Source organism: Mucilaginibacter sp. OK283 (assembly GCF_900110415.1).
GTDB lineage: Bacteria > Bacteroidota > Bacteroidia > Sphingobacteriales > Sphingobacteriaceae > Mucilaginibacter.
In genome coordinates, this window is sequence record NZ_FODR01000005.1 from 340896 (window position 1) to 363391 (window position 22496).

Annotated in this window: 17 protein-coding genes; 6 read left to right on the forward strand and 11 right to left on the reverse strand. The window is 44.6% G+C overall.

Going from position 1 to position 22496, the window contains the following annotated elements:
* The first annotated feature begins 70 nt into the window (after positions 1-70).
* The 5 genes from BMX56_RS14405 to BMX56_RS14425 all read left to right on the forward strand — a co-directional run bounded on the left by BMX56_RS14405 (position 71) and on the right by BMX56_RS14425 (position 10460).
* Positions 71-1036, forward strand: coding sequence for a FecR family protein (locus BMX56_RS14405; RefSeq protein WP_090649116.1), 966 nt, complete (start codon positions 71-73; stop codon positions 1034-1036).
* A gap of 203 nt (positions 1037-1239) precedes the next feature.
* Positions 1240-4587, forward strand: coding sequence for a SusC/RagA family TonB-linked outer membrane protein (locus BMX56_RS14410; protein ID WP_255369845.1), 3348 nt, complete (start codon positions 1240-1242; stop codon positions 4585-4587).
* A 30-nt stretch (positions 4588-4617) separates the two neighbouring features.
* Positions 4618-6432: a RagB/SusD family nutrient uptake outer membrane protein gene (locus BMX56_RS14415; protein ID WP_090649122.1), complete on the forward strand. Its 1815-nt coding sequence runs from the start codon at positions 4618-4620 to the stop codon at positions 6430-6432.
* Between the two features lie 243 nt (positions 6433-6675).
* Positions 6676-7611: a hypothetical protein gene (locus BMX56_RS14420; protein WP_090649125.1), complete on the forward strand. Its 936-nt coding sequence runs from the start codon at positions 6676-6678 to the stop codon at positions 7609-7611.
* A 266-nt stretch (positions 7612-7877) separates the two neighbouring features.
* Positions 7878-10460 (forward strand): BamA/TamA family outer membrane protein, encoded by a 2583-nt coding sequence (locus BMX56_RS14425; RefSeq protein WP_090649128.1) that lies wholly within the window; start codon positions 7878-7880, stop codon positions 10458-10460.
* Positions 10461-10622: 162 nt separating this feature from the next.
* Here the strand turns inward: BMX56_RS14425 and BMX56_RS14430 are convergent, their stop codons facing one another.
* Positions 10623-11624, reverse strand: coding sequence for a hypothetical protein (locus tag BMX56_RS14430; protein ID WP_090649132.1), 1002 nt, complete (start codon positions 11622-11624; stop codon positions 10623-10625).
* A gap of 281 nt (positions 11625-11905) precedes the next feature.
* On the opposite strand from BMX56_RS14430, the gene BMX56_RS14435 reads away from it, so the two are divergent.
* Complete coding sequence (locus tag BMX56_RS14435; RefSeq protein ID WP_090649135.1) at positions 11906-12475, forward strand: hypothetical protein; 570 nt, start codon at positions 11906-11908, stop codon at positions 12473-12475.
* Positions 12476-12497: 22 nt separating this feature from the next.
* Here the strand turns inward: BMX56_RS14435 and BMX56_RS14440 are convergent, their stop codons facing one another.
* From BMX56_RS14440 to BMX56_RS14485, 10 genes are all read right to left on the reverse strand, one after another.
* Entirely contained in the window at positions 12498-12875 is a 378-nt protein-coding gene (locus BMX56_RS14440) for a DMT family transporter (protein WP_090649138.1), read from the reverse strand.
* 2 nt (positions 12876-12877) lie between these two features.
* The gene (locus BMX56_RS14445) at positions 12878-13837 is read right to left on the reverse strand and encodes a sterol desaturase family protein (RefSeq protein WP_090649141.1); all 960 of its coding nucleotides are present in this window, start codon (positions 13835-13837) and stop codon (positions 12878-12880) included.
* Between the two features lie 3 nt (positions 13838-13840).
* Positions 13841-15280, reverse strand: coding sequence for an N-acetylneuraminate synthase family protein (locus BMX56_RS14450; protein ID WP_177183817.1), 1440 nt, complete (start codon positions 15278-15280; stop codon positions 13841-13843).
* A 14-nt stretch (positions 15281-15294) separates the two neighbouring features.
* The gene (locus BMX56_RS14455; RefSeq protein ID WP_090649144.1) at positions 15295-16101 is read right to left on the reverse strand and encodes an SDR family oxidoreductase; all 807 of its coding nucleotides are present in this window, start codon (positions 16099-16101) and stop codon (positions 15295-15297) included.
* Between the two features lie 56 nt (positions 16102-16157).
* Complete coding sequence (locus BMX56_RS14460) at positions 16158-17504, reverse strand: aminotransferase class III-fold pyridoxal phosphate-dependent enzyme (RefSeq protein ID WP_090649147.1); 1347 nt, start codon at positions 17502-17504, stop codon at positions 16158-16160.
* A gap of 11 nt (positions 17505-17515) precedes the next feature.
* On the reverse strand, positions 17516-18454 hold the full coding sequence (locus BMX56_RS14465) for a transketolase family protein (RefSeq protein WP_090649150.1): 939 nt from the start codon (positions 18452-18454) through the stop codon (positions 17516-17518).
* A 2-nt stretch (positions 18455-18456) separates the two neighbouring features.
* On the reverse strand, positions 18457-19326 hold the full coding sequence (locus tag BMX56_RS14470; RefSeq protein ID WP_255369846.1) for a transketolase: 870 nt from the start codon (positions 19324-19326) through the stop codon (positions 18457-18459).
* A complete protein-coding gene (locus tag BMX56_RS14475; RefSeq protein WP_090649153.1) occupies positions 19316-20158 on the reverse strand; it encodes a cytidylyltransferase domain-containing protein in 843 nt (280 codons plus the stop codon). The genes BMX56_RS14470 and BMX56_RS14475 overlap by 11 nt, the downstream gene beginning before the upstream one ends.
* A gap of 15 nt (positions 20159-20173) precedes the next feature.
* Entirely contained in the window at positions 20174-21238 is a 1065-nt protein-coding gene (locus BMX56_RS14480) for a hypothetical protein (RefSeq protein ID WP_090649155.1), read from the reverse strand.
* Positions 21239-21581: 343 nt separating this feature from the next.
* Positions 21582-22421: a phosphatidylinositol-specific phospholipase C/glycerophosphodiester phosphodiesterase family protein gene (locus BMX56_RS14485; RefSeq protein ID WP_090649531.1), complete on the reverse strand. Its 840-nt coding sequence runs from the start codon at positions 22419-22421 to the stop codon at positions 21582-21584.
* Positions 22422-22496 lie beyond the last annotated feature (75 nt).

A 22496-nucleotide genomic window follows, 5' to 3' on the forward strand; every position in this document is an offset into this window, starting at 1 on the left:
TATCACTTTTTTTTAAATGCACTAAGGGTAAATGCCTTTTTAGTGTACTCCCTTTTAATTGCTGCTTAATATGGACGAGCTTTATCAGAAGTACTTAATAAAAAAATACCTTGACGGGACGGCTACGCCAGCCGAGCGGGACGAATTGTTGCTGTGGTACCGGGCCAAAGGCGAGGAAGACTTTGAGTGGCCATATGAAAGCCAACTGGAAGAGGATGAGGCCAAAGCACGGATATTTGATGGTTTACAGCAACGCATAAAAGCCGCCGAAGCTGCGGAACCAACAACAAGAAATTATTTTTATAAGATAGCTGCTGCCGCTTCTGTTATACTGGCCGTTTGCATTGGGTTGCTATGGAATAACAACAGCAAACCAGTAAAGCCGCAAAGCAACACCGTATTTACCAGGCCGGGCGAACGTAAAATAATTAACCTCGTAGATGGATCGGTGATTTGGCTGGGTTCCGGAAGCTCGGTTACTTATCCTGTAGCCTTTGTGGGCACAACCCGGGAAATCAGCTTTGAGGGCGAGGCCTTTTTTGATATCGCCAAAGATAAGCACCATCCGTTTATTGTACACACAGGCACAACCAGCACCAGGGTTTTGGGTACCACCTTTAATATCTCGTCATTTAAATCGCATAAAGAAATTGTTGTTGCATTGGTAACAGGTAAGGTCTCATTTACCGATGGTGGTTCGGGTGTCTTACTATCGCCTGCTAATATGGTGGTGTATAATAAGCTAAAAAAAACAACCAAAGTATTGCCAATTCCTGATTTGGCAGCTGTAATGGGCAGGCGCAACGGCTATTACGAATACCGCAACGTATTGGTGAAGGATATTGCCGAAGATGTGAGCAGAAACTTTAACATGAAAATACAGGTAGTTGGCGATGTTAAGAATACCCTGTTTTTTGGGCGGATAAAGCCGGGTGAAAGCCCTGTGCAGTTTTTAAAGAAAATGGCGCTGGTGGTTCACGCATCGCTCATCAGTAAAGATAATTTATGGATCATTAAAGGAGGAGGAGACATTTGATTTAAAATTCTTACGCTCTATATATCAGTAATGCCCCGGGCAAGGGGGCATTGTACTGATAATCAAAAAACGTCATAGTCAAAAGCATTACCCCAATGGATTGGAAGCCCCGGAGGTACCTGCTGTTTTTTTAACATTTTTATTGAAGTGAATATATGAAAATTAATGTATCCCGCAATAGGGGACACAAGTATATGCTTTTTATGAGGATTAGCACAGTAATTATAGCGGTTTTGTGCAGCACAAGTTTATCAATGGCGGCAAGTTTTGCAAATGGCCAGGATGTACTGAAGAAGCACGTAAGCGTCAATTTAAAAAATATTACATTAAGCAAAGCGCTTGATAATATTTCTGCTGCATCTGGTGTAAAGTTTACTTACAACGGTACAGTGGCTAACAGTAAAATAAAAATATCGGCAAAGGTATCTAATCAGGAGTTGGGCAAAGTGCTGGATAATGCACTAAAACAAACACCCTATAAATACACGGTGCTTGATGACGAGATATTGATACGGTACGTGGAAATAGTCCCCGAACCTATCCAGGCTGTACAGCGTATTTTAACAGGTAAGGTTGTTGACGAAAAAGGCGAGGCATTGCCCGGCGTAACCGTAAGGATTAAAGGGACAGATCGTGGCGGTATTACCGATAACAGCGGTAAATACCAGATACAGGTTAATAATGATGCCGAAATTGTAGTGTTTGCATTTATTGGCTATCAAAACCAGGAAATAACGGCGAAGGACAGCAAAGTCATTGACGTTAAAATGGTGCCAATGCCGCAAAACGAGTTAAAGGAAGTTGCCGTAGTTGCTTATGGTACACAGCGCAAGGTGAGTTTGGTTGGCGCGCAATCAACAGTTGATGTGGGCGAACTGAAACAACCGGTTGCCGATATCAGCACGATGCTGGCTGGCCGTTTATCGGGTATAGTTGGTGTTCAGCGCTCAGGCGAACCGGGCAGTAACCAGGCTGATATCTGGATTCGCGGTATATCTACATTTACCAATAACAATACTGGTCCGCTGGTATTGGTTGATGGTGTTACCCGGTCAATCAACAACCTCGATCCGCAGGATATTCAATCATTTACCATCCTGAAAGATGCCTCGGCAACAGCTGTATACGGTGTGCGTGGTGCAAACGGTGTTATTTTGGTGCAAACCAAAAGGGGCAAAGTTGGCAAGCCGAAGATAGATGCAGACTATTATGAAGGCTTTACCTCATTTACCCGCAAGCCCGAAATGGCCGATGGTATTACTTACATGAATGCTGTAAATGAAGCCAACATCACCAGGGGAGGCGTTGCCAAATACTCGCAGCAGTATATTCAAAACACGCAAAATAATGTAGACCCGTTGCTTTATCCTAACATCAACTGGATTGATGCTGTATTTAAAAACACCAGCCGCAACAGGCGGGCCAATGTGAACATGACAGGTGGTGGCCCAAATTCAAGGTATTATATATCTGCAAGTTATTATAACGAAGGCGGGCTTTTAAAAACAGATAAGCTATCTACTTATAATTCAAATATCGATTACAGCCGGTATAACTTTACCAGTAACGTAGATGTTGATATCACCAAAACCACCAAGGTGGCATTAGGCGTTCAGGGTTATGTAGGTAAAGGCAATTATCCTGCAATATCGGCAAGCGATATTTTTGGCCAGGCCATGATCGTATCGCCGGTGGTATTCCCTATTGAGTATCCTGGTGGCTATGTTCCGGGCGTAAACCCTAACGGCGATCAGCGTAACCCTTATGCCGATTTAACCAGGCGTGGATACAGCACAACTTTTACTAACCAGTTGTACTCCAACATCAGGCTTACACAGGATTTTGGCTTTTGGCTGCCGGGTTTATCATTCAATACCTTATTTGCGTTTGATGCCAGCAACAGCAACAGTATTTTACGCCAAAAACGTGAGGATACCTGGTATCCCGATCAAAATACGCCCTATAATGCCGATGGTACTTTAAACCTGGTACGCACCTATACAGGTAACGGAAATTACCTCAGCTACAACGCATCAAGCGGTGGCTCAAATAAAATTTATACCGAGTCGTCTTTTAACTATGACCATGCGTTTGGCAAACATCGCGTAGGCGGGTTATTGTTATTTAACCAGGAAGACAGGTCGGATTTTCCTGCCGGTAGTTTTGCCACCTCTATACCTTACCGCATCCGCAGCTTGGCGGCAAGGGTAACCTATTCATTTGCCGACAGGTATTTTGCCGAATTTAATGTTGGGTACAACGGATCGGAAAACTTTGCTCCCGAAAAACGCTATGGGTACTTCCCCGCATTTGGTGTGGGATGGCTTGTATCTGAAGAACACTTTTTCGAGCCTTTAAAGGATGCTATATCGTTCTTCAAATTCCGTTACAGCAATGGTATTGTGGGTAGTGGCGATATTGGTTTAGGGCGGCGTTTCGGTTATCTTACATTGTTGTCTGATGGCTCATCGGGTTTCACTTATGGTTTGGGCAATACCAACGGTATAAGTGGTATCAGCATAACCGATTATGGGGTTGATGTAAGCTGGTCGCGGTCTCATAAACAAGATCTTGGTTTGGATATCCGCGCCCTGCACGATTCGTTTTCACTTACCTTCGATTTGTTTAAGGAGCACCGTACAGGAATCTTCTTACAAAGAGCTGCGGTACCCGGATATGTTGGCTTGTCATCATCACCTTACGCCAACCTTGGTATAGTTAATAATAAAGGCTTTGACGCAACTATCGAGCAGCGTATTAATGTAGGTAAGGTTGTATTAAACTTACGTGGCAATATCACCTATAATAAAGATGTTGTAATTGAAAACGACCAACCTACCCCTAAATATCCATGGAATGATCAGCGCGGTCATAATGTACTGGCAGATTTTGGCTACATAGCCGAGGGTTTGTTTACCACCCAGCAGGAGATAAACAGCAGCGCTACCCCAGGCGCAAAAGCGAGCATTAAACCAGGCGACATCAAATACAAAGATTTAAATAACGATGGTATCATTAATGCTTACGATAAAACAGAAATAAGCAAAGGCGATGTGCCTTTCCTTACCTATGGCTTAGGCTTTAACGTAGCTTACAAAGGCTTTAACCTGGGCGCGTTCTTTGTTGGAACCGGGCATGCATCGCGGTATATATCGGGTAATGCTATTCAGCCATTTTCAACCAATGGAGGCATCAGTAACGCCTATGCCAACATCACCGACAGGTGGACAGAAGCCAGCCCGCGCCAGGATGTGTTTTACCCCCGCTTAGCTTATGGGGATGGCGACAATACCAACAACACGCAGCATAGTTCATGGTGGGTAAAAGATGTACAGTTTATCCGCCTTAAAACGCTTGATTTTGGTTACACCTTCTCCAAAGCTTCGTTGAGTAAAATTGGCATGAGCAACCCGCGTATTTATATTATGGGTTACAACCTGCTTACTTTCAGCAAGTTTAAACTTTGGGACCCTGAGTTGAATACCGGCAATGGTACCGCATATCCAAATGTTAAAACCATATCATTAGGCCTGAGCGCTCAATTTAATTAACAGAAGTAACATTTAATTCAAGATAATAAAATGAAACGAATTATAGTAGCCTTAACGCTGGCATGTATGTTAACTGTTAGCTCTTCATGCAAAAAAGGCTTTTTAGACCAGGTACCCGATGACAGGCTTACCCTTGATGAAACCTTTAAAAACCGTAACACAGCCGAGAAATTTTTAGCCAACGTATACTCTGCCATACCCGATGAAGCATCACAACGTTTCCCCGGATCAGATAACAGCATTGGTGAATGGACAGGCGGATCTGACGAAGCAGAGTACGATTGGGGTTTTGTGGCCACCCAGAATATCAACAATGGCAATTACGATGCGTCCAGCGGTTTTATAAGCGGTTTTTGGACAACCTATTACCGCGGTATCCGCTCGGCCGGTATCTTTATGGATAATGTGGATAAGGTTTCTGATATGCCTGCCTCGCTAAAAACGCAATACAAAGCCGAAGCAAGGGCGCTAAGGGCTATCTATTACTTTTGGCTGATGCGTATTTATGGCCCGGTAGTTATCACCGGCGATAAAGCAATTGCCCCTGATGTTTCATTTGCCGATGTGCAATTACCCCGCAACTCGTTTGATGAGTGCGTAACCTATGTTACCACCGAGCTTGACGCTGCCATTGCCGATTTGCCCCTGAAAGCGGCAAATAACAATAACCTTGGCCGTATAAATAAAGCTTTTGCAACGGCAGTAAAATCGCAGGTGTTGTTGTACGCTGCAAGCCCGTTGTTTAATGGCAATACAGACTATGCCGGTATGGTAAATGCCGATGGTAAAAAGCTCATTAACCAAACTTACGATGCCACCAAATGGCAAAAAGCAGCCGACGCGGCAAAAGCTTTCCTTGATCAGTTTGTACCGGGTACGTTTGATTTGTACCGCGAAAACGATGCTTCGGGTAACTTTAGCCCATACCTGTCATGCCGCGACGTAATGCTGGTTGACTGGAACAAGGAAATCATTTACGCCAGGATTGATGCCGGCGTAACCAACAGGCAGTATGAAACCACACCTTACCACTCCGGTTATGCCGATGAGGTAAGGGGCAGCGGCGGCTTAGGCGCCACGCAAACCATGGTTGATGCCTACTTTATGGCAAACGGCCGTTCAATAACCGATAATGGTTCGGGTTATGTTGCTACCGGTTTCTCCAATTTTCAGGCACCCTATGATGACCAGGCCCGGAGTACCTATAACCAATGGACAAACCGCGAGCCGCGCTTTTATGTAGGCATTACTTATAACGGCAGCAAATGGCTAAACACCAATAGCGGCGAGGTTATTACCCAAACCTATAACACCGGCAACTCTGGCAAGCAAACTGGTGGTAATGATTATTCGCCAACAGGCTATATTGTGCGTAAAAACGAGCCGATAGGCGATTGGCGCACAGGCGGCCGCTCATGGGTAATGTTAAGGCTGGCCGAAATTTATCTGAACTACGCCGAGGCTTTAAATGAAGCTTCGCCGGGCAATGCCGATATTTTAAAATATGTTAACCTTATCAGGAACCGTGCAGGCATCCCCGAATACGGTAGCCCATCACTGCCGGCACCGGCAGGGCAGGCTGCCGTTAGGGAAGCCATCAGGAAAGAGCGCCGCGTAGAACTCGCTTTTGAAAATACCCGTTTCTTTGATACCCGTCGTTGGAAAATAGCCGAAACCACCGATAATGGTCCGTTTAAAGCGTTAAACATCAGCACCAATCCGCCTGAGTTTTATAATGTGGTAACTTTTGAAAACCGCGTGTTTGAAAAAAGGAATTACTTTTACCCAATACCACAAAATGACGTAGATAGCGATAAGCAACTGGTACAAAATACAGGTTGGTAACCGCACCTAAGATTTTTTCTATACCTATGAATCCGGGGCCGGCTGTAATGGCTGGTCCCATTTTTTAATCCTTGTATCTGCCTTTATATAAGGCCTATGTGTTCATAAAATTCTGGTGGTTCTTAATCTCTTGTAAACATAAACTACTGTTAATTTAATAGTACTAAGTCTTAAGGTAAATTTATTCTCTTCTGACTTAGAACTTAAGACTTTCGACTAAAGACTACCCTTCATTACACTACTATGAAATTTAAAAAAATAATACTGCTATGCACGTTAATAACAGCAGTCACGGTGCATAATTCATGCGGTAAATCAAAAAACAACGTTGCCCCTGCGCCGGTAACTGTTATTAAACCCGATACCAATAAAATAGGTGTACCCCCTAAAACATGGCAGGAACATTGGTTTGAGCATAAGCTTTTGCTGCACCTGGTTTATTATGATAAAAATACTGCCGTTTATTATGACGATAACATGGAAACTTCAGTTACCTGGCCATATAAAACCATGTCGGCTGTTTGGGCTTATGCCAAAAAAACTTACGGCTTGTTTGGCGATTCTACAAAGCTATACTGCGTTTTTCATAAAGGTACCTATGGCGGTGGTCATCCCGCTTCGTATTTTGACGATAGCCATGATTACCGGAATACCATAGATTGCGGCCTTGACGATTGGACAGCACCTACCGGCCAGCAAATAGGTATGCCCATTCACGAAACCGGGCATATTGTTAGTGGCGCCAGCCACGGCGTTAAAGGTTCACCATCTGACGCGCTTTGGGGCGACAGTAAATTTATGGAGATTTACAACTACGATGTGCTCATGAACATCGGCATGAAAGATGAAGCAGGCCGGGTGTATGAACAAATGCAATCGCAGTATGATGATTTCCCGGTGCCGCATGTGCAATGGTTCAAAAACTGGTTCTATCCAATCTATTCCAAATATGGCAAGGCCCAATTACTGAACAAATATTTCGACCTGTTGGCTAAATACTATCCCAAAAATGGTAAAGAGTATGCTCATGACCTTAACTGGGGCGAGTTTATCCATTTTTGGAGTGGGGCTGCCGGTGCCAATCTGAAAGCGCAGGCAACAATTGCCTTCGGCTGGAAAGACGAATGGGAAACCCAGTTTAAACAGGCCCAGGTAGATTTTCCGAACCTGAAATATTAAATGACCCGCCCTGGCTGTGTTTTAATCGAGTAGTAAAAGCAGCCCGCTTTTCTATCTTTTACCGAAATAAAAACGATATTTTAATCAATTGGCGAAATATCGTTACGTATATATTGCTGGCTTTGTTTAATTAATTGGTTTGTAGTGATTTATGATAGGGTTCGAATTTTGTAGCTTTGGTATGACAAACTACCTCCAGTTTTTTTCCGGATTGTTGAGCTCAATTCGTAAATTGAACGGAGATTGGCAACAATACCTACACTACTATGTTGAAAAAACTACCATTGATCCTTTTATTCGCTGTGGGCTCCTTAGCGTCTAATGCACAAATAACCAGTAGCGCCCGCGCAAATAAAACTCAAATGACCGGTGATAGTATTACCATAAGTGCGCATCCGGAATATGATGATGTAACCGGGGTGCATCGCTGGCTGTTTGGCGAAAACTTCCGTAAAGACTGGGCCCAGCCCGTTAAGCTGCCTGTCATCCGGCTATCAAAATTTAAAGGAGGCCTTTCTCCGTTAAAACAGGGTGGGGGGATGGAATCAAAATCGTTGCGGCTGGAGGATAAAGATGGTAAAGAGTGGGTGCTGCGCAGTGTAGAGAAAGCCCCGGATAAACTGCTGCCCGAAAATTTGCAGGGAACTTTTGCTGTTGACTGGATAGGAGATGAGTTTAGCGGCCAGCACCCTTATTCGGCGCTGATTGTGCCGCCGCTGGCCGAAGCTGCTCATGTGCCGCACGCCAATCCTGTGATTGGCGTTGTAGCCGATGATGCTGCTTTGGGCCAGTATAGCAAGGTTTTTACAGGTTTAATTTGCCTGTTGGAAGAACGTGAGCCGGCAGGCCCATCAGATAACACGATTAAGATGGAGCGTAACCTAATCAAGAGCTATGACAGCAGATTAGATGGGGAAATGTTTTTGCGTGCCCGGATGCTTGACCTGCTAATAGGCGATTGGGACCGGCATGAAGACCAATGGCGATGGGCAGGCGATATCAGTGGTAAACAAAAAGCTTATATACCGGTACCGCGCGATAGGGACCAGGTATTTCACGTTAACCAGGGTTTGTTACCATCCATAGCCGCGCTGCCCTGGATAGATCCTGTTTTAGGAAATTTTACTGCCGATATTCCCCACGTAAAGTATTCGATATTTAAAACAAAATTTTTGAATGCAGCGCCCGATGTGCAGTTTACCTACGCGCAGTGGATGAAGATTGTTAATGACTTTGTTAAAGCCGAAACTGATGATGTTTTGGAAGCCGGCCTTAAACTGCTGCCCAAAGAAAACTACCGGCTAAGGCATAATGAGTTGCTGGCGATATTAAAAAAACGCAGGGATAACATTCCGGCAGCTATGACCCAATATTTTTATTTTGTAAACAGGATTGTTGATATCCGTACAACCAATAAAGACGAGCTGCTTACCATTACGGGAGGGCCGGATAAAACCCTGCGGGTTAAAATTGACAAGCTTAACAAAAGCGACGATGTAAAAGGATCGTTTATGGATATAACTTATGATCCGGCCATTACTAAAGAAATCAGGATTTATGTTTCGGGAGGCGACGATCATATTGTGGTTGATAATAGTACATCGCCGATAAAATTAAGGTTTGTTGATAGTACCGGCCATAAAACTTACGATATCAAAAACTCGGTAAGTACCATACCAGTTTACGGCTCAAAAGATAGTATTACTTTCATCGGCAAAACCAATCGTTTAAGCAACCGCCTATCGGCCGATACCAATGCCACCAGGTTTAGGCCAACTAATTTATATAACGTTTGGATGCCGCTGGCAACAGCTGCCATTAATGCCGATGATGGTTTTCTGTTAGGATTGGGCTTTAAGTATACGGGGTATGATGGTTTCCGCAAGTTGCCTTATGCTACCCGGCAACAATTGATGATCAGCCATGCTTTTGCTACCGATGCTTTCAGACTTAATTACAGCGGCGAATGGGCGCAGGTTATTGGGAAAGCCGATTTTGTAATGAAAGCAAATATCCTGGCGCCCGATAATACCACCAACTTTTTTGGCCGTGGAAACGAAACTGTATTGGTTAAAAGCGAAGGATACCGCAAATATTACAGGGCAAGGTTTAACACTCTGGAATTTGACGCCGCGTTACGCTGGCAAACCGGCAAAGGAAGCTTTTTTAGCGCAGGGCCATCTGCACAGTACTATCACTACAGCCCCGACGATAACACAGGCAGGTTTATTTCACAGCCGGCGCTTATCAACTCATATGATAGTGCAAGTGTAAATAAAAACAAAGCCCACCTGGGTTTGATGCTGAATTTTACCAGCAATAAGCGCAATAACAACGTATTGCCATTTAAAGGGTACTATTTTGAAGTTACTTTAACAGGGTACAAGGGGCTTAATGATTATTCAAAAGCCTTTGTGCAAATTAAACCCGAGTTTACGTATTACCAGCCGCTGGATGCCAAAGGAAACATCGTGCTATCCGATCGTGTAGGCGGGGGCATCAGTTTTGGCAAACCGGCGTTTTATCAATCCATGTTCCTGGGTGGCCAGGGGAACCTTTTGGGATATCTGCAAAACAGGTTTGCCGGGCAAAATATGTTTTTTAATAACCTGCAGGGCCGGGTGAAAATTGCCGATATAGCCAGTTACATTTTACCGGGTCAATTGGGCATCACCGGTTTTTACGACACCGGCCGGGTATGGATCAGTGGCGAACACTCCGATAAATGGCACACAGGCGCAGGTGGCGGTCTCTATTTTGCACCCGCAAGTTTAACCGTATTGCAGTTACTGGCAGGGCACTCTGATGAAGGTTGGTACCCTTATATATCGCTTAATTTCAGGTTGTGACCTGGTGTTAATTATAAGTCTTTAGTTCTGAGTCGCTGTTTAAATGTGATTTAGATTATTTATGTATTAAGCAAAAAGCAATGCCGTTGGCTTAGCCAACGGCATTGAATAAACTTCATTTTTAAACAGATCTAAGAAATAACTCTCTCGATGATTGTTGCATTACGGAGTGCAAATCGTTTTTAGTTTTTTGCTATAATCTGCATTTAGCGGCTCGTTGGTTTGGGCAAGCCGCTGTGATCCCACGTTGGCAGGGCAGGCAATGCCTTTAGGGCCGTCATAAACCAGGTCGGGTTTGGTATTAATCAATTCTTTAGGTACATATATCTGTACGTTGGTAACCGAATATCCCCTCGGAAAATAACGGATATAATAACCATCCGGGTGTAACGACCATATGCCCGATGGCACTTCCGGATCAGGTTGCGGAGCTATGCCGGCCAGCATGGCATACTTTTCCATTTCTTCATATGATGCGTTGCCCGATGCAGCCAGCTGGCGGATGTTATTCTCGGCCTCAAAAACGCTTTGGGCGGCAGGCGGCAGCTGGTCTTTGGCTTTTGCTATCAGGCCTGCCGGAAGTACGCCCAATGCGCCACCCTCCAGCATAAGCAGTTCCTGCGGAGATAATAGGGTGGTTGCTGTTAGTTTAATATCTGTACCAAAATCGGCAAAACGGGTACGGGCCACTATTGCCCAAAGTAATACCTGTATGCTGCGCTGTTTTACTTCGGGGTGTTTTTCTGCATTTTTAAGTATCAGTATCACAACATCAGCCTTGGGGCCCAATACCGGTGCCAGCATATAGCCGTCGCCGGTACTTGGGCCATGTGTACCGGCATGCAGGCAATAACTTTTATTGGTCATTTCAAAAAAGCCGGCGCAAAGTTTAAAACCGCCACCGGGCGCTTTGGGTAAAAGATACAACGGATCGGGTTGCTGTCCTTCAATAAATGATGGTGGTTTAGAACCTGTTTTGTTTACATCTTTAAAACTGGTTGTAATGGCCTGTGGCTGTTTTAGGATTTTGCTTAAACCACCGCCCGAGGCTATTTCGGTGCCTTTATCTAATATTTTTTTACCAAGGCCTCCAAATTGGGCCTGGGCAGCAGCAACATAAAACATAAATGCGATGAGTGCGGTAATCTTTTTTTGTATTTTCATAAGTAGCAGGATGTTTAGATACCGCTAAATTAACTAAAACAATATTAATCTAATACTGCAATTAAGTCTGTTTTTTTCAACGTTAAAAGTAAAATCAGAGTTGCAGCCATTGCCGGATATTCGCGATAATGTTAAAAACGAAAAAACAACTTTAAACTTCCTGCTTACTACTGTTGCTTTAATCGGGCGTATTTTATCTGGTTATATTGCGTCATCAGTTCATTTTTTCTGGATCTTTCTAAATAAAACCCGATATTATTGTAATACTTTAGCAGAACAGCATGACCCTTAAACTGGCCTTAATTTTACTCGCTTTTGCAGGATACTTTTGCAAAAATACAGCTTCGCGTCAGAAATGTGATCTAACAGATAGCTTGGGTGTCAGGATTTCGACCATTGAGTACAAAGTAAAGGCGAAGCAGGAAGACGCAAAAGACTTTGATAACGGGATTATGCCCTGGGTTAGCCTTGACGATCCGGGTAAGCAGTTAGATAGTCTTATCGATGCTGATGAAATAGTTTTGCCATTTGCCAAGGTTACGTTGATTATTGACTACCCACTGACAAGGCAGGTGACGTTTGACCTGGAATCAGCCTCAAAAAAGTTCTCCCGTATTGGATTGATTAAAGCCATCAGCGAAAAATATCACGAAATTTATGCGGAAGAAGAAAAATCTACGAAAACGGAAATTGTACCGAGGGATAAGAGGGAAGGCCTGATCAACAGGAATGAAACTAACGGAAAATATGGAATTTGTTGCCATGATCTGTCCGACCTGGATTTAAGTTCAATAGATGTTTTTAAAAACGATCAAGGTAAAATATATCTTATCCTTAACGTAGATTCTTAAAGTACTTCAAACGGTCGATTTGTTATTTCACTTCCGCTCCGAAAAACTTCAGTCCTAATATTCCGCTCATAATCAGTGTCATAAAAAACACCTCCATCCAGGATAGTTTCTGGTGAAAGATAGCCATTTCGGCAATTTTGATGAGTACAAGGGTGATAGCTGTCCACACGGCATAAGCAACTGCGGTGGGTACCAGTTTAATGGCCAGCGAGAAGAAATAGATATTGCCTATCCCGAAGAGCACGTACCCGGCAAAAGGCAGCCAAACCGGTAAGCCGTATTGTAAGCTTAAAGCCGAATGCCAGCGCAGGGCTTTCAGGTCGCTGAATTTCATGAACTTGAGCGAAAATGTCCAGGCAGCTTCAAATGCTGCGGCTATGATAAGATAGATCCAGGCCAATGTTAGTTTTGTTGTATGAGGTTATCTTCGGTGGATACTTGTTTTATTGGTAGGGGCGTTGGTTGTAAATCAATCACCGGTTCATTGTATTTAACCGGCAGCCTTTTTTTAAGCCAGCTAATTGCCCTCGGGCGCAGGGTATAATACCATTTAAACCAGGGATATTTTAAAAGTTTTGACTCGTCGAAACGTTTTATGCTGAAGGCATGCTGTAAAAAGTAATCCTTTGGATAATCATAATAAAGCCCCCAGTTTTCGGGATTGTTGCCTGGCGCATGCCCAGGGTCATACACGGTATCAAACAGGTGATCCCACACAGATAGCTTTGTAGCGAAATTGGCATGAAAAACCTCCTGGTAATTGGCATGGTGCCACAAATGAAGCTCGGGGGTGTTAAAAATGTACTTCCACCTGCCGAATTTTACTTTAACGTTGGCATGAATAAACATGCCGTACATCGCATCTATCAGCGCCTTGATAGGTATTACCATGGGGTTTGCGCCAAGCAATATGATAGGGGCAAACTCGATGGTTTGGTTAATCACTATCTCCATGAAATGCGAGCGTGAGCCTGCTAAAAAATCAACCTCTTTACCGGAATGGTGCGCTTCATGAATGCGCCAGAACACTTTATTGGAGTGCTGAAAACGGTGGAAAAGGTAGATGTATAAGTCATGTGTTACCACAAAAAATAATACCTGGACGGCCAGCGGCCAGCTGCCAACAGCACTCCAACCCGATAGATCGAAATGCTGTTGTAGCGGCGCAATGATATAGCTGAAGATCAGGATCTTCAAAAAATAGCTCTGAATCAAAGTATACCAAACCAAATCAACCCAAAATCCTTCCCTGAAAAATGCGAGGCCTTTGCGATAAGGCGAAACACGTTCCCAGGCGATAATGAAAACCACCCAGCAGGCAAGGATAATGGTTGTTATGGTGTATACTTTGTCCAGCGGCATTATTTACACTAATGGTTTTTCTTTGTATTCATCGCTGATGTTTACCCTTAACCTTTTCATAGGGGCCAGCTCAGACTCATAAACTCTTTTTTCGCCGTCGCCGGTTGCCGTTTCCACATCGCGGATATCGCGTACCAGGCGTTGCAGGCCTTGTGGCTCAACAGACGCGGCATGGTCTGATCCCCACATGGCCCTATCGAGCGTAAAATGGCGCTCAACAAAGGTTGCTCCTAATGATACTGCGGCAACCGTAGTAGCCAGGCCGGTTTCATGGCCCGAATAGCCGATTGGTACACCCGGATATTTGGCCTCCAACGTCTGGATCATTTTAAGGTTTAATTCCTGCGGGGCGCATGGATAGGCCGAGGTAGAGTGCGCTATGAACAACGGGTAGTTTTCATCAAAGGCATTCACAAAATCCATGGTGGCCTCAATCTCTTTCATGGTGGACATGCCTGTTGATAACATTAGCGGCTTACCGGTTTCCAGGATGCGTTGGATCAGGTCGAAATCTGTTAACGATGCAGATGCCAGTTTGTATAAAATGGTATCAAAGCGCTCCATAAAATCAACGGAGGGAACGTCCCAGGCTGATACAAACCAATCGATTCCCAGCTTTTTGCAATAGTGATCTATAGTTGCATATTCGGCAATGCCAAACTCTGTTTTGCGTTTGTAATCGATGTAGGTGATGCGGCCCCAGGGGGTATCGCGCATAATTTCCCATTGGTCTTTAGGTACACAAATTTCGGGTGTGCGTTTCTGGAATTTAACAGCATCAGCCTTGGCGGCAACCGCCTCGTCAATCAGCTTTTTGCAGGTTTCCAGCGATCCGTTATGGTTAATACCAATTTCGGCAATAATATAGCTTGGCTGTCCTTTTCCAATAACACGGCCGTTTTGCAGGGTTATAGTGCCATTACGGGTACCGGCTGATAAAGTAGCATTACCTTTGGCATCTATAATAAATTCTGCAACCTCGCGGAAACAGCCTTCGCCGCCATTTAGGGTGCTTACAAAATCAGCCTTTGTTTTTATCAAAGGCAAAGCATCGGCAGGGCAGGCGGTTAGGCCAGCCAGTTTCATTACTTCCAGGTCGTTATAATCATCGCCTATGTAGGCAACTTCGTTTAATGACAGGTTTAAGCGGCTGCAAATTTCTTTTAAAACAGCAACTTTATCTTTAATTCCTGTATGCAATTCTACTATCTGCAATTTGGCGGCCCTTTTTATAAGGGAAGGGGAGTGTTCGCCGGTGATGATGCCGGTATCTACGCCTGCAAATTTACGCAGCCGTTCCACACCCATGCCGTCGCGCATGTTGAATTTTTTAAGCAGTTCGCCATCGGTGTTATAGTAAACACCGGCATCGGTTAGTACACCATCGTTGTCGGTTAGCAAAAGTTTGATGCCCGCCGCTTTTTGTTTTAAAATTTCATTCATGTTTTATGTGTGAATTAAATTGCTGTCCATCCTCCATCAACTACCAGATTTGCACCCGTCATGTACGCCGAGGCCTCGCTGGCCAGAAATACAAGCGCGCCCTGGTAATCAGCTGCTTTGGCCATACGGCCCAGTAAAGTTTTTGCTGAATAATTGCCTATAAAATCTTCTGTTTGTCCGTTCTCGACGCCACCCGGCGATAGGGTATTAACTCTTACCCCGGTATGCCCCCAGTAAGCAGCCAAAAAACGGGTAAAGTTGATGATAGCCCCCTTGGTTACCGGGTAAGCTGCCGATTTATAAAATGTCTGCTCGCCGGCGGCATTACGGTATATCGTTTGGTCGGGCCCTACCATGCCGTAGGTGCTGGCAATATTGATGATACTGCCACTGCCCTGCAGGGCCATATGGGTACCCAATATCTGCGAGCTTAAAAATACCCCGGTTACATTTACATTTAGTGACCGCTGGAAAGCCTCTAACGGATAGTTTTCAAATGCCGAAAGCTCTTTGGCCATAGCAGGATCTTCAAACTTATCGTTGATGGCTGCGTTGTTCACCAGGATGTCCAGGCCATCGTATTTATTCAGTATGGTATTAAGCGCGTCAATTAACGATTGTTTGCTGGTTACATCTAAGCCTATCCCAATATGGTTTTGGCCTAATTGCTGCGCAAAGGCTTGTGCGGCTTCGGCATCAATATCGGCTACTACCACATTGGCGCCGGCCGCTGCCAGCGCTTCGCAGTGTTTTTTTCCTATAAGGCCAAGTGCACCCGTTACTACTGCCGTTTTTTGATTTAATGAAAATAAACCCGTCATCTAAATTTCTATATGATTTGTGCTACTGACTTGCGACTAAAGACTTATGACTTCAATCACCCGGCTATAACGCTTTTAGGTTTAATGTTATAGTTGCTCACCTTACGGAAAACAGCCTCCAGTACTTCGCCCTTTAAGTAATTTTTGATATTGCCACTTTCAATTGCTTCTTTTACCAGGGGCAATACATCTCGGTATGCTAACAAAATGTAGTCGATATCTTCGGAAGTATGGCTGTAACACATATTATGGAAGCCGGCCCAAAGCACACCGCGTTTTATCATCTCCTGTTGCATCAGGGTTTTAACCTCTAAGGCGCTGCCTGCTTCGGGAGTAAAAGTTACCATACTGCGGCAGTTAAAACCTACGCAGCGGGTGTATTTATCCATGCCGGTTTCAATTGCAATAAGGTTGTATCCATCTTTTAATAGCGCGCCGTGTGTATCTAAATACAGCGGCACATTTTTATTACGCAGCTCGTTAATGGTTGCGATACAAGCCGCTAATGATAGTGCCTCGCCGCCAAAGGTGGTGTAGCTAAATACTTCGGAATTAAATAGTTCCATTACATCGGCTCGGCCGGTTAATAAGGCTATGGGCATTCCGTTTGCACAGGCTTTTGAAAACACGGCAAGGTCGGCCTTAACATCAAAATATTCCTGTGCGCCACCAACAGCGACACGGAAACCCGTCCACATTTCGTCAAATATCAGCAGGGTGCCATTTGCTTTGCATACCTCGGCGAGCTGCTGCAGGTAGCCGGGTTTGGGGGCTTCAAAAATAAAGGGTTCCAATATTACGGCGGCCACGGTTTCATCCAGGGCGGCTTTTACCGATTCGATATCGTTATATTCAAAAGTGTAGGTTAAATCCTGTATGGCATCGGGCACGCCTGCGTTGCGGCTGGTAATACCTATATACCAATCGTGCCAGCCATGGTAGCCACAGCAAAATATTTTATCGCGGCCTGTAAAAGCGCGGGCCACGCGTACAGCTGCCGAGCATACATCCGCACCTGTTTTGCTGATCTTTACCGCTTCGGCATTAGGGACTACCTGTTGTACCAGTTCGCTCAATTCAACCTCTAAGGGATGCATCAATGAAAAGGTAATGCCATCTTCCAGTTGCCTGCGGATAGCTTCGTCAACGGCAGGGTAGGCGTAGCCCAGCGAGATTGGGCCTATGGCCGAATTAAGGTCGATATACTCGTTACCATCTGCATCCCATACGTGCGATCCTTTGCCTTTTACAATGTATTTAGGGGCTACACCATAGGTAAACTGGCCGGGGCCTTTGGCCAGGGTTTGTGTAACGGGCTTTTGTACTTTTAAAGCTCGCTGGTATAGGTTGTCAGACTGGCTGATGTTAGGAAAATTGTTGTCGAGCGCTATTTTATTAGCCATAATACTGTTTTTTATTCTGAAAATTCAGGTGTTAAAATCTCTGGTTGGTGGTGGGCTGTCTGGTAGCCCAATATCCTTTCGGCAATTTGTTTGCCTGTAAAGCCTTCATGCTGCAAAACATCGGGCAGCAATGCAGGCCTGAACCATTTATTGTTCAGGGCTATGGGCAGTACTTTTGCGGTGGTTTGGTGTTTTAATAATACTTCGGCCACAACGCTGTACAAACCGCCTGTTACAAAATGATCTTCGAGGGTTACTACCAGGTTGCTTTGGGCGCATGCCTGTAGTATAGCCTGCTCATCAACCGGTTTAAGGCTGCGCATGTTTACCAGCCCTACAGAAAGGCCTTCGCTGCGCAACATGTCAACCGCAATAAGCGCCTGTTCAAATAATAAGCCGTAGGTTAATATAGTTACGTCGTTGCCCTGGGTTATCACTTCGGCTTTGCCTAAAACAAAGGGCGCGTGATTATAGCTGGTTTTACGGGTATTAATTCGGGTATAAGCCGGATTTTCGCTGCCCCAGATTTGTGGCAGCATTTTTACCAGGTCATCTTCATCTGCCGGGGCAAACACGGTTACGTTGGGGACGCCGCGCATAATCGAAATATCTTCAATAGCCTGGTGGGTAGGGCCGTTACCGTCAGATAAAAGGCCGGGAATAAAGCCGCTCAGCTTAACCGGCAGGTTGGGGATACCCAGATCGGTACGTACAAATTCAAAGGCGCGCATGGTTAAAAACGCGGCAAGGGCATGTACTACAGGGGTGCGGCCACGCAAGGCCAAACCGGCGGCGGCGCCTATCATGGTTTGCTCGGTAATACCGGTGTCAATAAAGCGTTTGCCCAATATGCCGGGCAGGTTACGTACCAGCGCACGGTTTTCGGCAGTCATTACGATGATCTGCTCGTTGGCCAATGCCGTTTCTGTTAATAATTCTTCGTAGGTCATATTTATCTCACTACTAAAGTTTCTGATGTCAATAGGGTGTTTTGGTCGCCGTGGAGTTCAAGCAAAAGCTGACCAATCTCATCTGCAGAAAAATTGCAGAACCAACGGTCGGCACGCTCTTCAATACTGGGCAGCCCTTTGCCGCGTACGGTATCGGCAATCACTACATTTAGTTTTCCTTCTTCAAAAGGATACGCGCCGAATGCGTGTTGTAAGTCAATAAAGTTATGCCCGTCTATACGTTTTACGGCAGCGCCAAAGGCCCTGAATTTATCGGCGAGTGGTTCCAGCGGAATCAGGTCTTCGGTGCGTACATTGGCCTGGAATTGGTTACGGTCGACCACGAAGATCAAATTATCCAGTTTGTAGGCATTGGCTACCAATACGGCTTCCCAGCAGGTGCCTTCGTTTAGTTCGCCATCGCCTAAAATACATACCACCTTGTTGCTGCCACCGCTTATTTTAAGATCGAGTGCAACGCCGATAGCTACCGAAGGCAAATGGCCCAACGAGCCGGAATGAAACTCGATACCCGGGATATGGGTATTGGGGTGCCAGTAAATATGATCGTTAAGGGACAGGTGATTTTTAAGCCTATCCTTATCCAACAAGCCCAACTCGGCAAAGGTGCCATATAAGGCAGGCACATCATGCCCTTTTGAAAGGAACAGGTAATCCCTATCGGGATGGTTAAGATTATCCTTGTTGATATTTAAAAACCGGCTATATAAGTAAACTATCAAATCAACAGCGGATAACGATGCTCCTGTAAAGCATCCGCCATCTGTCGACATGCGCACAATGTGTTCGCGCACGTTTAAAGCAATAGCCGTTAACTCCTGCTCGTTGATGTTTGGGGTGTTATGCTTCACTTTGTTCAAATTGTTGTGAGTTTTCCTTCGGTGCTTTTTTTGTTTGATCGGGCAAAATGGTTTGCAATTCATCCAGGTGATGGCGGTACCAGTTTACGCCTGCGTACTGTGTGTTGATTTGCATTATTTCGGGCTTGCGGTTAAGCAGGTTAAGTATATCCTGGCAGGAAAACTGGTGGCAGATAGGATATAACTCGCTGTATACTTTTTCAATAAAATAATAATCCTTGGGGTAATCAATCGTAAACCTGTGCGACATGGAATAATCCATGCCTGTTTGCCAGCTTACATTGCCAATGCTAAAAATGAGCGGGTTTTCCCAGATGTAAGGCGTGGTATGTTCCAGCTCGAGCGGGCGGCCGGCGTTTTCCCAGGCTTGTTTAAGGCAGGCCATGGTCATTACCTCCACATCGTTGCCATCGGGCCAGGTGGCCGGGTGCAGGTTGCTTACATAGTCGTATTTACCACGGTTGGCAAAAAAATATTCAAGTACCTGGTCAATAATACGCGGGTCTATCAGTGGGCAATCAGATGGGATCTTTAACACAATGTCGGCTTTAAACCGTCGGGCGGCCTGGTAGTGCCTGTCAAGCAAATTGCCCAGGCTACCGCGATAACTGGGAATATTCATCTCCGAAGCTTCCTTCACGATGATATCGTCCTCTTCATTTTCGGATGTAGCGATGATGATATCGGCTTTGTGCTGCATCATTTGCAGCCGTTCAATCATGCGCGCCAAAAGGCTTTTGCCCAGTATGGGGAGCATTACTTTGCCTGGCAGGCGGCTTGACGCCATGCGGGCCTGCACTATAATCACAATTTTTTCTGTCATGGTACTTATTATTAATTACCAGTTTGCTATCAGTTCGTTTGTTAATTCCGGTTGTTGTTTGCCAACCCGGTATTTATAAATGGCCAGCTGCGGATCAAAACTTTTTTTAGTCCCCTTGTGGTTTAAGTATTCACGGCAAAGCGCGGCAATTGCTTTGGCCGATGTTCCTTCATTTTGTAAAGGCGCAAGCTCGTGCAGCTCGTTAATATCAAACCAGGAATGTACTTTTTTGCCCAGTGCTATGCCTGTATACACCACCGTGGAGTATTGCGTAATCAATTCGCAGCAATTGGCTATCATATGGGCGGTATTACCGTCTTTATAGATCATCGTAGTTAGGGGGGCATGTTCACGGATCTCTCTTTCGGCCCTGGCAAAATTCTCGTTAGGATGAAGTTTGAAAAGCAGGGGCCTGCCTGCCGCTATTTTAACGGCTTTTTTGATAAATGCTACCCTGTGCTCTATCCGGAAGGTTTCGCGCATATCAGTTGTAGCAACCATTACGTAGTCGCGGTGCGGAAAATCGTTATTTAAATGCTGCTGCTGGTTGTCATAGTTGGGCATGCCGGTGACAATGATCTTGTTTATATGGGTGCCTTTATCGGCAAACTGCTGCTTATAACCTTCAGACGCCGCACAATAAACATCGCATATATTGGCTGCACCGTTTAGTGATGTATTGCCGCACATGGTTGATGGCAGCCTAAGGGTACGTACAATTTTGCTCCAGGTGGTATAGCGGTCTATCATACCCTCCTGCACCCAAATGGTTTTAAATTGGCGCATGCGCCTGGGTACAATCATATCGGTACAATACACTACAAGGTCGTACTGATTTTTTTGGGCTCTGAAATCAACCTGTAATGAGTTTTGATATAAATACCTTTCAGATTTTAACTTGAATTTGCGCGATAGTACCGTGCCGTTAAAAATGGGGGTTTTAGCAAGCAGGTAGTTTAGGAGCGCATTATCTGTAAATAACTGACTAAACCAGCAATCAAATTCGGGCAACTCATTTGCAATCTGGTGCATTTGGGTTGTTTGGTTAATTGAACCGGTAATGAATAGTATCTTCTTCATTCCTTTACTTTCAATTATCGGTGTAGTTAAACTCAAGGGTTGAATGCTTTACTTGTTTATTTAAACTATAAAGCCTGGCTGATGCTTTGCTTTATAATTTGTTAAAAGTAATCGCGCTACTTTTAGATAAAGCGAAGCCAGCGTTATGAAATTATTAAGAGGTGGTTTTTGGGAAAAGAATTTATTAACAATGCTGGTAGAGAATCAAGATATTAGATTCAAGAATCAAGACAGAAAAAACAAAAGGCTTATATTGCAATAAGCTTTAATGAAGTAATAGCTGGTAAAATTAATCGCAATTGATTTAAGATTAGGTATTTATATTAAATCTTGATTCTTTCTTTCAATCAACCTTAGCATAGCTTTTTGGGCCTGTTTGCAAAAAGTTTTTAAGTTCAACCAACCTATCGGTATTAATTAAGTCAACGCCGCAGTTCAGCAGCTCGCGCCATACTGCTTCATTCTCGGGCGAAGCCCAGAGTCTTACCTTTTTACCAAACTTGTGTGCCAGCAACACGTACATACGCAGGCGCTGCCTTTCAAAGGGCGAAAAATCGCCTTTTCCGTCCCATTTTAATAAATGAGAGTATTTGCAGCTTGCAGTTTGGTATAAATCTCTTGAAGCCGTATCCTGCCTTACCTGCATAAGGTCTTCATCAATGAAGGCCATCCTGCTGTTTTGTGCTTTGATCAGGTTATATGGCCTGTGGCCGGTAATTACAACGGTTACCTGTCGTTGGGTGTAAATGCCGTTTTCGTAGCCGGATAAAATAGATTTGTATTTTTCGAGCACCAACTGCAGCGCCTGGTAAGTTTTAGCACCGTCAGATTTTATGTCGATCATCAGTGTTAACGGATAGGTGGGGCATTTGATCTCTTTATTGGTGCCTATGATGCATTCCATCAGCGGGGCCAGGTACAGGCGCTCCAACGTTCTTTGTTTTTTGAAGAAGGGGAGGATGTGTGCTACAATCAGTTTGTTGTTCCTTAAATAAACATCGGCCTCAATGTTTGTAAAACCATTATCCAAAGCATCATACAAAGGCCGTTTGTGCCAGTAATCATTGTGGGCAAAGCCATTGGAGATAGTGGGATTTTGGGGGTAGGCGTTGTGGCCGAGAAATATCAGCAGGCTCAGGAACAATAACTTAAGGTGCTTAGGGCAAAAAATTGCTGTTCGCATCGATAATTTTTTTGTTTCCCCAAATGTACCTGTCCAATGTTGCATAAATGTTACCTTATTATGATGAAAATTTTT